A 14,579-nucleotide genomic window follows, 5' to 3' on the forward strand; every position below is an offset into this window, starting at 1 on the left:
CGCAATGAATAACCTCACTCTGCTCGCACTGATTGCCAGCGCCTTACTGATCACCGCATTGGTGCTCTACGCCCTGCACCTCTGGCGGCGCGTCTGGGCCAAAGAAAAAGTGCAAGCCGAGGCGCACAGCATCCAGCGCGAACGCCTTGCCAACGATCTACGCATTCTTACCAGCAGCCTGCTCGACGGTCAGCTGCCGCTGATTGAAGGTGCGATTCGGATCAAAGTGCTGCTGGACAACTATGACAATAGTCTCAGTCAACATCAGCGCTGTGAGGTTTTTCATCTGTTGTTCGCGGCAACTGCGCAAGTGCCCACCCATGTCGAGTGGAAGGCGCTGGAGAAAAGCGTGCGTCGCCAGCATGAGCAGCACTTCAGCGAACTGGAACTTCAGCATAAAGCAGCGGCTCGCGCGGCTGCGCGCTGGTTACTTGATGAAGCCCTGCCGCCAGTACCTAAAAGCGCCTGACGTACCTGTCCTGCGCCTTGTCAGGCGCACGGCCGCTGGATAACGTAGAGCGTTCGCATCTGAGCGCCAAGGCACTTGCCGAAAGGCCAATCCCGTCCTGATTGTTTTCCATCTGCAAGGAGCCAGCTGCATGCTAGCGCGCGCATTACGCCCCACGGCCTACCTCAGCCTCGCCGCCGTTATAACGGCAGTCGTTGCACTCAGTGGCTGTCAGTCATTCTTGAACAGCCGTTACCACGACAGCGTGCCCCCTGACCAAGGCGTCGTTCGCGTCAAAGGCCTGGCGCAAGGCGTGGTGGTCCGTCGCAATCAGTTGGGCATGCCGCTGATCGAGACTGCCACCTTCCACGACGCCCTTTTCGCCCTAGGCTATGTGCATGCCAGCGACCGCCTCAGCCAAATGGTCAGCCTGCGCTTGATGGCCGAAGGCCGTCTGGCTGAGATGGCCGGACCCGGCGTGCTGGAAATGGACCGTTTTATGCGCGCGGTCAATTTGAAGAAAAGCGCTGATGTGCTGTACAGCAATGCATCACCACGGCTTAAGCGTTTCTTCGAAGTCTATGCGCGCGGGGTCAACGCTTACCTATTCCGCTACCGCGATAAGTTACCCATGGACCTGGCCGAATCCGGTTATCGCCCGGCCTATTGGAAAGCCGAAGATTCGGTGCTGGTCTTCTGCCTGCTAAATTTTGGCCTTTCGGTAAACCTGCAAGAAGAAATTGCCTCGCTGGTGCTCGCGCAGAAAGTCGGCAGCGAACAACTCGCTTGGCTGCTGCCGACTTACCCCGACGAACCCTTACCGCTTGAAGAGGCTGCAAAACTTAAAGGCCTCAACCTTAACGGCCAACTGACGGGCCTGAGCGAGGTCAGCGCGGCCGTCAGCCAATTTGCTGATGCGCATATGCTCGGCGTGGCGGCGTCTAATAATTGGGCCTTCGCCCCACAACGGACGCGCAGCGGCAAAAGCCTGCTGGCCAACGACACCCACTTGCCACTGTCGATGCCTTCGGTGTGGAACTTTGTGCAGATCCGTTCGCCAAAATTCCAAGCGGCTGGCGTATCGATTGCCGGCGTACCGGCTATCGTCGCGGGGTTCAATGGCAAACTCGGCTGGGGCATGACCATGGTCATGGGTGATAACCAAGACGTATTCTTAGAGCAAGTCAGGCGCCAGAATGGCCGCCTGCACTACCTGGCTGACGGCAAGTGGCTGCCGGCACAACAACGTCAAGAGACGTTCTTTATTAAAGGCCAACGGCCAATCCGCGAGACTATTTACGAAACTCGCCACGGCCCACTGCTCAACTCAGTGCTGGGCGAGCGCAAACACAGCCTGCAGCCCATGCAGCTGAGCAGCGGCTATGGCCTGGCGCTAAAAACCATACAATTCGAAGCGGATAAGACTCTGGATGCCTTCTTCGACCTGTCGCGCGCTCAGTCAGTCGAGCAGGCCTTTGAGGCCACTCGTGAAATCCGCGCCATGCCGTTGAACATCGTATTTGCCGATGCTCAACATATCGGTTGGCAAGTGACTGGGCGCTTCCCTAATCGCCGTGCCGGCTTAGGGCTGATGCCCTCGCCGGGCTGGGACAGCCAGTACGACTGGGACGGTTTCGCGGATCCAATGCTGCACCCCTATGACCAAGACCCTGTACAAGGTTGGCTGGGCACAGCCAATCACCGCACTGTACCGCGCGGGTATGGCATGCAGCTGTCCAACTCCTGGTTTTACCCCGAGCGCGCTGAACGTATTGCCGCACTGGCGGCAACAGGCAAGCATGACAGCCAGAGCATGATTGCCATGCAGTACGACCAGACCTCACCTTTTGTCGCGAAACTGCAAACTATGCTCAGCGCGCCAGGCATGGCCGAAAGCCTAAAAAGCGCTATCGATACGCTGCCGGCAGTTGACCGTGACAACGCGCGCGAAGCCTTGAACAGGCTGATGAAGTTTGACGGCAAGATGGCAGCCAGTTCAGCGGATGCCGCCCTATACAGCGCCTTCCTGTTCCAAAGTGCGCGCGAGACCTTTCTCGACGAGCTGGGTCCCGAAAGCAACCCTGCCTGGAAAGCCTTGGTCGAAGCGGCCAATAGCTCCTATTCAGCTCAGGCTGATCACCTACTCGGCCGAGAAGACAGCCCATTCTGGAATGACCGCCGCACCGCGCAGCAGGAAGATAAACCCGCCATTCTGGCGCGAAGCCTGGCAGGTGCAGTCACTTTGCTTGAAAGCACACTGGGCAGCGAGCGCAGCACTTGGCAGTGGGGCAAACTGCACACCTACAACTGGACCAGTGGCACCAGCCAAATGGCGCAATACATGAGCGCCAGCCAACGCAGTGGCATCAACGCCATCAAAGGCTATCTCGACCGCGGTCCCTACGTGGCAGGCGGCGATCACAGCACCTTAAACGTAGCGGCTTACAACTGGGGCGAAGACTTCGACACCTGGCTGATCCCCGCCATGCGCATCGTGGTTGACTTCGGCCGCGAGGAGCCGCTGATCGGCCTAAACAGTTCAGGGCAATCCGGCAACCCCGCCAGCAAACACTATGCCGATGGCATCGATGCTTGGCTCAAAGGCAGCTACATGAGCTTCCCCTTCAAGTCGCAGAATCTCGATAAGGTGTACGGCACTAAACGGCTCATGCTGATGCCAACAATTTAGAACCCATGACCGCTCGTCGCTGGCCACTGAACCATTCGGCTGGCTGCGGCTCAGAGAAGACGGACTTACTCCATAGATCATCACTTTAGGGCGCTCATAGCGCCCTTTCTTTTGCCCGTTTTTTGTGCAAAACCATCCCAAAAGCGATCGTCACGTAAAGCCAATAAAAATTTTCAGATAATTTTTGATCTACGGATTAGCTGACGACACATTCGTTAGCGTATCCATACACCTCTAGCGTGCACTTCAGCGACCGTTCGACGTAAGCTTTGCAACTTGTACTGAGGTTTGAAGCCTTGCATACAGGTTTTTCAGCCGCACGAACGGTACAAGTTATGTGTTCTGCTCCCGTGAGGACTTTAAAATGAGTAACCGCCAAGCTGAAATTGCCGCTGCCCTTGAGGTAGTGCCGGCCTTCGTCAATGAAGCCGATCTAATCGCACAGATCGACAAGCGCAAAGCGTTTATCAAAAACTGCCTAAAGACCTCAGGGTTGAAAGTATTGGTGCTGGGCATCAGTGGCGGTGTTGACTCACTGACTGCAGGCCGGCTGGCGCAGCTGTCCGTTGAGGAACTTCGCGAAGAAACTGGCGACTCAGCCTACCGTTTTATCGCTGTTCGTTTGCCCCACGGCACTCAACATGATGAGCACGACGCACAGGCCTCGCTGCAATTTATCCAGGCTGACGAAGCAGACGCGGTGAATATCCAAGACAGCGTGAATGGGCTTGGCCAACAAATCACCCACCTGCAAACACTCAGCGCCGCACGGCGTGACTTTGTGATGGGCAACATCAAGGCGCGTATTCGCATGGTCGCCCAGTTCACCATCGCAAACGCCACCAACGGCTTAGTGATCGGCACCGACCATGCTGCTGAAGCTTTAATGGGGTTTTTTACCAAGTTCGGTGATGGCGCTTGCGACTTGGCCCCGCTGTCCGGGCTGGTCAAAGGGCAGGTACGTGCCATTGCCAATTACCTAGGCGCACCGGAAAACTTGGTATTTAAAGTACCGACTGCTGACTTAGAAGAGCTGCGCCCCGGTAAACCGGACGAAGAAGCGCATGGCATCAGCTACGACGAAATCGATGCGTTCCTGCATGGCTTGCCTGTCAGCGAAGAGGCCTATGGAATAATCGTGCGCACTTACGACACCACCCACCATAAACGCGAGCTACCTTTAGCCCCTTAAATGAGCATAAAAAAGCCGGGCAACGCCCGGCTTGATGTTTAAGCTGCAATTAGGCGCGCGGCAACGTAACGCCAAGCTGCCCTTGATACTTGCCACCACGGTCCTTGTAAGAAACTTCACAGGGTTCATCAGACTGAAAAAACAGCATCTGCGCGACACCCTCATTGGCATAAATTTTTGCTGGCAGGGTGGTGGTGTTAGAAAACTCCAAAGTCACATGGCCTTCCCACTCAGGCTCAAGTGGAGTGACGTTGACGATGATGCCGCAACGCGCATAGGTGCTTTTGCCTAAACAGATGGTCAGCACATCACGGGGAATCCTGAAAAACTCCACGGTGCGAGCCAAGGCGAAGGAGTTTGGCGGAATAATGCACACGTCACTCTTCACATCGACAAAGCTTTTTTCATCGAAATTCTTCGGATCGACTGTCGCCGAGTTGATATTGGTAAACACCTTGAATTCATCAGCACAGCGCACGTCGTAGCCATAGCTGGAAACCCCGTAAGAGATAAGCTTCTCAGCACCGTCGTTACGCACCTGCCGCTCGACGAAGGGCTCGATCATGCCGTGCTCTTGAGCCATGCGGCGAATCCACTTATCCGATTTGATGCTCATGGCGGCTGTCCTGCTGTAGGCGGAGGATGAAAGTGCATGCATCTTACCGGGCTGGGCGACTGGGTTCAAAGGCTCTAAAAATATCCAGCTCGCAAACTGGCAACAATTCAGCGCGTCGCTTAATAACAGAAAGATGCACAGAGTATTCGCGCTTAGCGCTAAAAGCGGGTAATGTGTGCCTACTGTGCTGCATGTGTCACCGCGAATCGCTACTTGATGCCTAGATTTCGATCCAAACATCGTCCGACTCCTAGTACTCGTTGCACTCAGTCCCGGCCTGGGCTTTTCCAGGGCTGTTAATAAAATTGTTAGGAGACATAACATGTCGAATCGTCAAAATGGCACCGTCAAGTGGTTTAACGATGAGAAAGGCTACGGCTTTATCACTCCACAGTCCGGTGACGACCTGTTCGTACACTTCAAAGCAATCCAGAGCGATGGCTTCAAGAGCCTGAAAGAAGGCCAAGCTGTGACCTTCGTGGCCACTCGTGGTCAGAAAGGCATGCAGGCTGAGGAAGTTCAGGTTGCATAACCTGTCCTAACCCCGCTTGATAAAAAGCCCTGCCTCGTGCGGGGCTTTTTTATGGCCGTTAACTTTCCAAATCGAGCCTTGCCACGCGCAACGTGCGCGTGGCAACAGGGCTTAATCTTCACTCACCATGATACTCGGCATCACTTGCTGCGCACCGCCATGGGCAATGCGTGCGCCAACGTTGCGGGCAATTTCCTGATAGATCATGGCGATCTGGCTTTGCGGATCGGCCACTGTGGTGGGCTTGCCGCCATCAGACTGCATGCGAATAGCCATCGACAATGGTAATGAAGCCAGTAAATCAACGCCAAATTGCGCCGCAAGCTTTTCGCCGCCCCCTTCACCAAAAAGATGCTCGGCATGGCCACAATTCGAGCAAATGTGTACCGCCATATTTTCCACCACACCCAGCACGGGGATATTCACTTTGCGGAACATCTCCACACCTTTCTTGGCATCTAATAGAGCCAAGTCTTGTGGTGTGGTAACGATCACCGCGCCAGCTACGGGCACCTTCTGCGCGAGGGTCAGCTGGATGTCTCCAGTGCCGGGCGGCATGTCGACCACCAAATAATCCAGATCACCCCAGGCGGTCTGCGTGACCAACTGCAACAGAGCCCCTGAGACCATCGGCCCGCGCCACACCACCGGGGTATTTTCGTCGGTAAGAAAGGCCATGGACATCACTTCCACACCGTGGGCTTTAAGCGGCACAAACCATTTTTGATCTTTAATCTGTGGCCGCGTGCCTTCGGGAATGCCGAACATAATGCCCTGGCTGGGGCCGTAGATATCCGCATCAAGAATGCCGACCTTGGCCCCTTCGCGCGCCAGCGCCAGTGCCAAATTGGCCGCCGTCGTCGATTTGCCCACCCCACCCTTACCCGACGCAACGGCAATCACATTCTTTACATTGGCCAGCGCAGCAACTTGATCCTGAGCTTTATGCGCCTCAATTACGCAGTCGACCTGCACGTGAGCGTGCTCGACGCCATCGAGGCTCTCAAGAGCCATTTGCAGCATCTGCGCCCAGCCGCTTTTGAACAGCCCAGCGGCATAGCCCAACTGCAGGCGCACCCTGACTTCGCCACCGCGGATATCCACCTCACGCACGCAACCGGCGCTGACCGGATCCTGATTCAAATGGGGATCGGTGTATTGGGATAACACGGCCTCGACCGCTGCGCGGGTAATGACACTCATGAAAGACTCCGAAAGACTGAGTAAAACAGGTGGGTATATTACCCCAGGCCAAGCAGCTAGACGTGCACCTGCGCGCAAACGAGCCCGCAACGCAGTATCCATAATGCGCATAGCGCCTGGCATTGCCTGCGCGAGGGTGAAAAATATCCTCTGCCGCTATATAGTTATCGGCTTCTCTGAGTTACCAGTGCAGCCAATCCCCATGAGCCAAGCCCGCAATATTCTTGTTACCAGCGCCCTACCCTATGCCAACGGCTCGATCCACCTTGGCCATATGCTCGAATACGTCCAGACCGACATGTGGGTGCGCTACCAGAAATTGCGCGGCAACCAGGCTATCTATGTGTGTGCCGACGACGCTCATGGCTCAGCGATCATGCTGCGTGCCGAGAAAGAAGGCATCACGCCAGAACAGCTAATCGCCAATGTGCAGGCTGAGCACACCGCGGATTTCGCCGATTTCGGGGTGAATTTCGATAACTATCACTCCACTCATTCGGATGAAAACCGCGAACTGTCCGCATCTATTTACTTGGCCCTGCGCGATAAAGGCCATATCGCTACGCGCTCGGTGACGCAGTACTTCGACCCTGAAAAAGGTATGTTTCTCGCCGACCGCTTTATCAAAGGCACATGCCCCAAGTGCGCAGCAGAAGACCAATATGGCGATAACTGCGAGAAATGCGGCGCCACCTATGAGCCCACCGAGCTGAAAAATCCGCGCTCAGCCATCTCCGGTGCTGTACCCGTGTTGCGCGATTCCAAGCACTTCTTTTTTAAGCTGCCTGATTTTGAGGCCATGCTGAAAAGCTGGACCCGCAGCGGCGCATTGCAAGACGCTGTCGCCAATAAGATTGCTGAATGGCTGGATTCCGGCTTGCAGGAGTGGGACATCAGCCGCGATGCACCCTACTTCGGCTTTGAAATCCCCGACGAGCCTGGAAAATATTTCTACGTCTGGCTGGATGCGCCTATCGGCTATATGGCTAGCTTTAAAAACCTGTGCGGCAAACGCCCGGAACTGGATTTTCATGCCTTCTGGGGCAAAGATTCGACTGCCGAGCTGTACCACTTTATCGGCAAAGATATCGTCAACTTTCACACCCTGTTCTGGCCAGCCATGCTCGAAGGCGCCGGCTACCGCAAGCCAACCGCAGTCGCCGTACACGGCTACCTGACGGTCAATGGGCAGAAAATGTCGAAGTCGCGCGGCACCTTTATCAAGGCGCGCACCTACCTGGACTACCTCAATCCGGAATACCTGCGTTACTACTACGCCGCCAAGCTGGGCCGTGGCGTCGATGACCTTGACCTGAACCTTGAAGACTTTATCCAAAAGGTCAACTCCGATCTGGTTGGAAAAGTGGTGAATATCGCCAGCCGCTGCGCTGGTTTTATCCACAAAGGCAATAATGGCCTGCTTTTGGCGGGCAACATTGCCCCCGAGCTAACTGATGCCTTTGGTGCGGCCACACCCTCTATTGCTGAAGCCTACGAGGCCCGAGATTTTGCCCGCGCCATGCGCGAAATCATGGCATTGGCAGACCGTGCTAATGCGTGGATCGCCGACAAGGCGCCTTGGTCGCTTAATAAGCAAGAAGGTAAGGAAGCTGAGGTGCAGGCCATCTGCGCACTGGGCATCAACCTGTTCCGGCAGCTGGTGATTTTCCTAAAGCCGGTGTTGCCACAACTGGCCAAAGACGCCGAAGCCTTCCTCAATGTCGCTCCATTGACTTGGGACGACCATAAGTACCTGTTGGCCGACCATCAACTTAACCCCTTCAATGCCCTACTCACTCGTATTGAGCCGGCGAAAGTCGAGGCCATGGTTGCCGCGTCCAAAGAAGACCTAACCGCGTCAGACCAAGCCGTTGCAACATCCGCAGCAACAGCTGAAGCAGTTGCAGGTAACGGCGAGTTGACTAAAGACCCGTTGGCCGCTGAGATCGCCTTTGATGCATTCGCCGCTGTAGACCTGCGGATCGCACTGATTGAAAAGTGCGAGCTTGTTGAAGGTGCCGACAAATTGCTGCGCCTGACCCTGGATATCGGCGATGCCAAACGTAACGTGTTCAGCGGCATTAAGAGCGCCTACCCGGACCCGAGCAAACTTGAGGGCCGTATGACCCTGTACGTGGCCAACCTGGCTGCACGCAAGATGAAGTTCGGCGTTTCGGAAGGTATGGTGCTGGCAGCCGGTCCTGGCGGTGAAGAGATCTACCTGCTCAGTCCCGACAGCGGCGCTAAACCGGGGCAGCGGGTTAAGTAAATTAAGCGGATTCACTGGCCCCTCTAAAAAATTGAATAAAAAGTGAGGGCCTGAATGCGAATAGTTCGGCCAGCGACTGGTTAGCGTTGATTACTCAAAAAAAAACACATATCCAAGCCTAATTCAAAGCCATTACTGAGTTCTCCAGCAATGAATCACACGAATTTATCCTCTGCGCAAACCCCTGTTCTAAGTATTGCACTGGTCAATTACAAGACTCAAGAAATGACCAAGATATGCTTAGACTTACTGCGCCAGCACTTGGGCAACAGCAATGTTCCGGTATGGGTAGTTGATAATTACTCCGCTGATGAAAGTACCGAGTACTTGAGACAATTGGACTGGATAAACCTGATAGAAAGAACCGCCGTGGCACCTGAAGTCGGTCATATCGCACACGGCAGAGCGCTTGATATGATCCTTGACCGTATTAATACAAAATATTTACTACTACTGCATACTGACACGTTTATCTTTGACAAAAACGTATTTTCTATGCTGCTCAGCAAATGCCAAGATGAAGCAATTGTTGCAGCGGTTGGTTGCGTTGAACAAATAGATCGCGGCTATCTACGCAGCGCATGGCGCTTAAGCTCTCGGTTTTGCAAGCATCACTTCAGGCGGTTAAAATTAGCCTGGGGATTAGCCTCTAAACAACCAAAACCCTATCGCGAGATTTACTTGAAAAGTTTCTGCACGCTGTGGAATGCTAAACTCATGAAACAACATGACCTGCATTTCTTGATGGATGAGCGCGTGCCCGGTTATGAGCTACAAGATAGAATGGTTGCGCTGGGATATACCATTAAATTCTTATGGCCTCGCAAGATCTTTGCCTACCTAGATCACATCCAGTCTGGAACAGTTTCAGCGGCGGGGGGCTATGGCGCAAACCATAGGAGAACGAAGATGTATGAAAAAATCCTCGAGCGCCTTAACAAAAATAATAAATAGCAGATCACGACTATTTATTTAACTTGCCGACAGCCGCAGCCCTTTATTATCTTCTGGAGCGCTAATGAACTCATCAATCAAAACTTTACCCATCAGCCTCGATAATCAACTTGATTTTAATACAGAAGATGCCTGTGCATTTGGCCTATCACTTAACTCTACTTACACTCAGGCGCAGCCATTCCCTCATATCGTGATTGATAATTTTTTACCAGAAGACTTAATAGATTGTATTCATTCTAACTTCCCACTTGAGCAAGCAAACACCGACATGCTTTATGAGCGCGGCTATAAAGGTCAGCACAAGCGGCAGATCAACCCCAACCAATGCTCACCCCAGCTAAAAAATATATTTGCCGCCTTCAACTCAGCGGGCATGTTGCAATTTATCGAAAAACTCACTGGTATCGATGGTTTGATACCAGACCCTTACTTTATTGGCGGCGGCTTGCACGAGACTAAGACCGGCGGCTTCCTAGGCGTACACTCAGATTTCAGAATTAATAAAAAACTGAATATAGAACGCCGAATAAATGTCATTATTTACCTTAACAAAGACTGGCAGGAAGAATACGGTGGCAACTTAGAGTTGTGGGACAAGCAGATGAAAACATGCCTTAAGCGGGCACTTCCGATTTATAATCGTTGCGTAATTTTCAACACGGATAAGGACAGTAACCATGGCCACCCAGAACCCCTAACAAGCCCAGAACATATTACCCGGAAATCAATTGCACTTTATTATTACACCTCACCCAACAACCTCACTGAGGTTAAACAACGTAATAAAACCCATTACAAACCACGCCCTAAAGATCGCTTTAGCCTTAAATATTACATAAATAAACTTATGAAAAATAAGAATTAACAAATTACTCTCACACCGTGCCACTGATAGGCAACTCTTGCGTTAGCAACTGTGAGCGTTGATTTATACAAGCACAGCTGCTGAGTGATGATTACTGTAAGCGCTCCATGATGTGGGAGCTGCGCATCTAAGGTTAGCGAAAATGCCTAGGGCAGCACCTTCATAAAAGCTATCGTGCTTGTCTGCATAGGCCCAGTTCCCGATAATAGCTGCACTGTTTCTTCAGCCTGCGCGGCTCACCAACGGAACCTGCAATGACCGAACTCGCCTTGATCATGGTCAGCGCCATCCTGGTTAACAACTTCGTGTTGGTCCAGTTTCTTGGTTTGTGCCCGTTTATGGGTGTTTCCAAGAAAATTGAGACGGCGATTGGCTTGTCGCTGGCCACCACCTTCGTCCTGACCTTGGCCGCCATGTGCAGCTACTTGGTGCAGCATTACGTGCTCAAACCGCTGGACATCGAATACCTGCGCACCATCAGCTTTATTCTGGTGATTGCTGTGGTGGTGCAGTTCACCGAGATGGTGGTGAATAAAACCAGTCCACTGCTGTACCGCGTGCTGGGTATCTTCCTGCCGCTGATCACCACCAATTGTATTGTCCTAGGCGTGGCCCTGCTCAACGCCAACAAGGCCGAATTCACCTTTATCACCGCCACCGCTAATGGCTTTGCTGCCGGTCTCGGTTTCTCCCTGGTGTTAGTGCTGTTCGCCGCCATGCGTGAACGTATTGCGATTGCTGACGTGCCGAAATCTTTTCAGGGCGCGGCCATCGGCATGATCACTGCGGGGCTAATGTCCCTAGCATTTATGGGCTTTACCGGGCTGATCAAGCTATGAACGTGGTGTTGATCGCCGTTCTGGCGCTGCTCGCTTTGTGCCTCGTGGCGGGTGCCATCCTGGGTTTCGCCGCTGTGCGCTTCAAGGTTGAAGGCAACCCGATTGCCGAACAGATCAACGCTTTGCTGCCGCAAACTCAGTGTGGTCAATGCGGCTATCCCGGTTGTAAGCCTTATGCCGAGGCGATTGCCGGCGGCGACAAGATCAATAAATGCCCACCCGGTGGCGAGGCGACTATTCAGGCCTTGGCCGACTTGCTCGACGTTGAGGTCGAACCGCTGGACGCTGTAGAGGGCGAAAAGCCGCAAATGGTCGCCTACATCCGCGAAGCCGAATGCATCGGCTGCACCAAGTGCATCCAGGCTTGCCCGGTCGATGCCATCCTCGGCGCGGCTAAACAAATGCACACCGTCATTGTCAGCGAATGCACCGGCTGCGACCTGTGCGTCGAACCCTGCCCGGTGGATTGCATCGACATGATCGAAGTGGGTAGCACGGTGCAGAGCTGGAAATGGGAAAAGCCGCTGGCCCTAGGGCAATTAATTGTCAGCGACCGGGAGCACGCGGCATGAGCGCAGCGCACACCCCTGACGGGCAGATTTGGGACATACCCGGCGGCATTCACCCCGCTGAGCACAAGCAACTGTCAAACCGCACGCCCATTCAGTCAGCGCCGCTGCCTAAGCGCCTGATAGTGCCACTCAACCAACATATTGGCGCACCTGCCGAGCCTGTGGTTGGGGTGGGCGAGCGCGTGCTCAAAGGTCAGCTGATTGCGGCTGCAAATGGTTTTGTCAGCGTACCCGTGCATGCGCCAACGTCCGGCACCGTGAGCTTTATTGGCCCGCAATCTTACCCGCATGCCTCTGGCATGCCCGCCCCAGCGATCGTTATCGACAGTGACGGCGTCGAGCAGTGGTGCACGCTGACGCCCTACCCGGACTATCAGCCGCTGGATAACAGCGCCCTGATAGAGCTGATTCGTCAAGCCGGCATCAGCGGCTTAGGCGGTGCGGGCTTCCCCACCGCCGTCAAACTCAACGCGCGACCTACACAGAAAATCCACACGCTGATAATCAACGGCACTGAATGCGAGCCCTACATCACTGCCGATGACCTGTTGATGCGTGAATGTGCCAGCGAGCTGATCGGCGGTATTGATATCTTGGTCAAGCTGATCCAGCCGGATCAGGTGCTGATCGGCATCGAAGACAATAAGCCCGAAGCCATCGCCGCAGTGCGTGTCGCGTTGGCTGAACGCAACTATCAACTCAAGGTGTTCCCAACCAAGTATCCCTCCGGCGGCGAGAAACAGCTGATCCAGATCCTCACCGGCGTAGAAGTGCCAAGTGGCGGCCTGCCGGCAGACATCGGCATGCTGTGCCACAACGTCGGCACTTGCGTGGCCATCTATGATGCGGTGATTCACGGCAAACCGTTGATCTCACGCATCACCACCCTCACGGGTGAAGCCTTGGCGCGGCCGATGAATGTCGAGGTGCTGCTGGGCACACCGGTATGTGAACTGCTTGAATTTGCCGGCCTGGATCAAGCCAAGCTGAACCGGCTGATCATGGGCGGCCCGATGATGGGCTTTACCCTGTCCGACTTCAGCGTGCCGCTGATCAAAACTACCAATTGCTTGCTGGCATCGACCACTAACGAGCTGCCAGCTCCGCCGCCCGCTATGCCGTGCATCCGCTGCGGTGAGTGCGCACAAGCGTGCCCAGTTAGCTTATTGCCGCAACAACTGCATTTTTTCGCCATCGGCCAAGAGCACGAGCAGCTCAAAGCGCATAACCTGTTTGACTGCATCGAATGTGGCGCATGCGCCTATGTCTGCCCCTCGAATATCCCACTGGTGCAGTACTACCGCGCCGCTAAAGGCGAGATTCGCGAGTTGGAGCAAAAGCAACTCAAGGCTGAACAATCGAAACAGCGCTTTGAGCTGCGCCAAGAGCGCCTGCGCCGCGCTGACGAGCAGAAGGAAGCTGAACGCCAAGCCCGCGCCGCCAACGCTGCACAGGCCAAGGCGACCCAAGCACAGGCTGCATCACCGCTAGACAGCAGTGGCTCAGCAGCAGCCAAACCAGCTGGGCTTAGCGATGAGCAAAAGAAACTCAAAATCGAAGCCAGCATGGCCCAAGTCGCACTGAAAAAAGCAGAAAAACAACTGCTCACTCACGCCAGCGCCGAGTTGCAGGCCCAAGTTGACGAGCTGCGCAGCGCTGCCGCGACTGCCCAACACACTCTTGATACGTTTATTGCTGCCCATCCGCCAGCACCGCCGGTTGCACCGGTTGCCAATGATGTTGAGCTAAAGAAAATTAAAATCGATGCCGCCATGCTGCGTGCTCAAGTGCGCAAGCTGGAAAAACTAGAAGCGCCCAGCGACGAGCAGCAGAGCCAATTGCAGCAGCTGCGTAGCCAACTCGATGCAGCTGAACAACTGCTGGCCCGCATCAACACACCAGCACCCGCTGCGCCGGTAAAAACAGTTGGTATAGACGCTGCTGACTTACTGAAAAAAGCCAAAATAGAACTGGCAATGAAACGCGCCGAGCTCAGAAAAGCCGAGAAGGTCGGTACCAATGACGCTGCACTTAGCCCTCTGCGCGCAGCCTTAGCTGCTGCCGAGCAAGCGCTGCATCACGCGGAAGACACAAGTGGCAAACCTGCGCCCGAGTTGCTGCGTACCGACAAGCAGCCGATTGATGAAACCACCCGCACCTTGAAAACCGAAGTGGCTTTTGCCCGCGCAGATTTGCGCAAACTCGAACGTGATGAAAATGCAGCCCCCGATTCTCTGGAGCAGGCGCGTGTTCGCCTAGCCGATGCCGAACACAAACTGACCGAACACCAGATGTAGCCCGGATACAATCCAAGGCAGCGCCCCCGGTTCGCGGCAACAAATGGCGCCAAGAATTTCCCCGGATTACATCCGGGCTACAAAGCAGCGAGTGGCGCGA

The 14,579-nt window shown here is 54.4% G+C and carries 12 protein-coding genes; 10 read left to right on the forward strand and 2 right to left on the reverse strand.

From position 1 onward, the window contains the following. Positions 1–4 precede the first annotated feature (4 nt). The 3 genes from WF513_RS10875 (at position 5) to nadE (ending at position 4,329) form a co-directional block, all read left to right on the forward strand. Positions 5–469 carry a DUF2489 domain-containing protein gene (locus WF513_RS10875; protein WP_339079385.1) on the forward strand — a complete coding sequence of 155 codons (465 nt, stop codon included), beginning with the start codon at positions 5–7 and terminating at the stop codon, positions 467–469. Positions 470–599: 130 nt separating this feature from the next. Further along, positions 600–3,137, forward strand: coding sequence for a penicillin acylase family protein (locus tag WF513_RS10880; RefSeq protein WP_339079386.1), 2,538 nt, complete (start codon positions 600–602; stop codon positions 3,135–3,137). A 364-nt stretch (positions 3,138–3,501) separates the two neighbouring features. Continuing rightward, positions 3,502–4,329, forward strand: coding sequence for an ammonia-dependent NAD(+) synthetase (nadE, locus tag WF513_RS10885; protein ID WP_339079387.1), 828 nt, complete (start codon positions 3,502–3,504; stop codon positions 4,327–4,329). Between the two features lie 49 nt (positions 4,330–4,378). Here the strand turns inward: nadE and dcd are convergent, their stop codons facing one another. Beyond that, complete coding sequence (gene dcd, locus WF513_RS10890; protein WP_339079388.1) at positions 4,379–4,945, reverse strand: dCTP deaminase; 567 nt, start codon at positions 4,943–4,945, stop codon at positions 4,379–4,381. A 322-nt stretch (positions 4,946–5,267) separates the two neighbouring features. Here dcd and WF513_RS10895 point away from each other — a divergent pair, with 322 nt between their 5' ends. Further along, the gene (locus WF513_RS10895) at positions 5,268–5,477 is read left to right on the forward strand and encodes a cold-shock protein (protein ID WP_079202733.1); all 210 of its coding nucleotides are present in this window, start codon (positions 5,268–5,270) and stop codon (positions 5,475–5,477) included. A 111-nt stretch (positions 5,478–5,588) separates the two neighbouring features. Here the strand turns inward: WF513_RS10895 and apbC are convergent, their stop codons facing one another. Further along, positions 5,589–6,680, reverse strand: a complete 1,092-nt coding sequence (apbC, locus tag WF513_RS10900; RefSeq protein WP_339079389.1) for an iron-sulfur cluster carrier protein ApbC — start codon at positions 6,678–6,680, stop codon at positions 5,589–5,591. A 202-nt stretch (positions 6,681–6,882) separates the two neighbouring features. Here apbC and metG point away from each other — a divergent pair, with 202 nt between their 5' ends. From metG to rsxC, 6 genes are all read left to right on the forward strand, one after another. Then, the gene (gene metG, locus WF513_RS10905) at positions 6,883–8,949 is read left to right on the forward strand and encodes a methionine--tRNA ligase (protein WP_339079390.1); all 2,067 of its coding nucleotides are present in this window, start codon (positions 6,883–6,885) and stop codon (positions 8,947–8,949) included. Positions 8,950–9,099: 150 nt separating this feature from the next. Further along, positions 9,100–9,903, forward strand: a complete 804-nt coding sequence (locus WF513_RS10910) for a glycosyltransferase (protein ID WP_339079391.1) — start codon at positions 9,100–9,102, stop codon at positions 9,901–9,903. 64 nt (positions 9,904–9,967) lie between these two features. Next, a complete protein-coding gene (locus WF513_RS10915; RefSeq protein WP_339079392.1) occupies positions 9,968–10,771 on the forward strand; it encodes a 2OG-Fe(II) oxygenase in 804 nt (267 codons plus the stop codon). A gap of 254 nt (positions 10,772–11,025) precedes the next feature. Then, complete coding sequence (rsxA, locus tag WF513_RS10920; RefSeq protein ID WP_339079393.1) at positions 11,026–11,610, forward strand: electron transport complex subunit RsxA; 585 nt, start codon at positions 11,026–11,028, stop codon at positions 11,608–11,610. Beyond that, positions 11,607–12,182: an electron transport complex subunit RsxB gene (gene rsxB / locus WF513_RS10925; protein ID WP_339079394.1), complete on the forward strand. Its 576-nt coding sequence runs from the start codon at positions 11,607–11,609 to the stop codon at positions 12,180–12,182. Before rsxA ends, rsxB begins: the two co-directional genes overlap by 4 nt. Beyond that, positions 12,179–14,479, forward strand: coding sequence for an electron transport complex subunit RsxC (gene rsxC / locus WF513_RS10930; RefSeq protein WP_339079395.1), 2,301 nt, complete (start codon positions 12,179–12,181; stop codon positions 14,477–14,479). Before rsxB ends, rsxC begins: the two co-directional genes overlap by 4 nt. Positions 14,480–14,579: the final 100 nt, after the last annotated feature.

Source organism: Pseudomonas sp. TMP9, from assembly GCF_037943105.1.
Lineage (GTDB): Bacteria > Pseudomonadota > Gammaproteobacteria > Pseudomonadales > Pseudomonadaceae > Aquipseudomonas.

Bases quoted from the DNA above. Each gene is read 5' to 3' on its own strand.
- dcd (WP_339079388.1), bottom strand. From the start codon at position 4,945: ATGAGCATCAAATCGGATAAGTGGATTCGCCGCATGGCTCAAGAGCAC.
- WF513_RS10910 (WP_339079391.1), top strand. From the start codon at position 9,100: ATGAATCACACGAATTTATCCTCTGCGCAAACCCCTGTTCTAAGTATT.
- nadE (WP_339079387.1), top strand. From the start codon at position 3,502: ATGAGTAACCGCCAAGCTGAAATTGCCGCTGCCCTTGAGGTAGTGCCG.
- WF513_RS10915 (WP_339079392.1), top strand. From the start codon at position 9,968: ATGAACTCATCAATCAAAACTTTACCCATCAGCCTCGATAATCAACTT.
- apbC (WP_339079389.1), bottom strand. From the start codon at position 6,680: ATGAGTGTCATTACCCGCGCAGCGGTCGAGGCCGTGTTATCCCAATAC.
- rsxB (WP_339079394.1), top strand. From the start codon at position 11,607: ATGAACGTGGTGTTGATCGCCGTTCTGGCGCTGCTCGCTTTGTGCCTC.
- WF513_RS10880 (WP_339079386.1), top strand. From the start codon at position 600: ATGCTAGCGCGCGCATTACGCCCCACGGCCTACCTCAGCCTCGCCGCC.
- rsxA (WP_339079393.1), top strand. From the start codon at position 11,026: ATGACCGAACTCGCCTTGATCATGGTCAGCGCCATCCTGGTTAACAAC.
- rsxC (WP_339079395.1), top strand. From the start codon at position 12,179: ATGAGCGCAGCGCACACCCCTGACGGGCAGATTTGGGACATACCCGGC.
- metG (WP_339079390.1), top strand. From the start codon at position 6,883: ATGAGCCAAGCCCGCAATATTCTTGTTACCAGCGCCCTACCCTATGCC.
- WF513_RS10875 (WP_339079385.1), top strand. From the start codon at position 5: ATGAATAACCTCACTCTGCTCGCACTGATTGCCAGCGCCTTACTGATC.
- WF513_RS10895 (WP_079202733.1), top strand. From the start codon at position 5,268: ATGTCGAATCGTCAAAATGGCACCGTCAAGTGGTTTAACGATGAGAAA.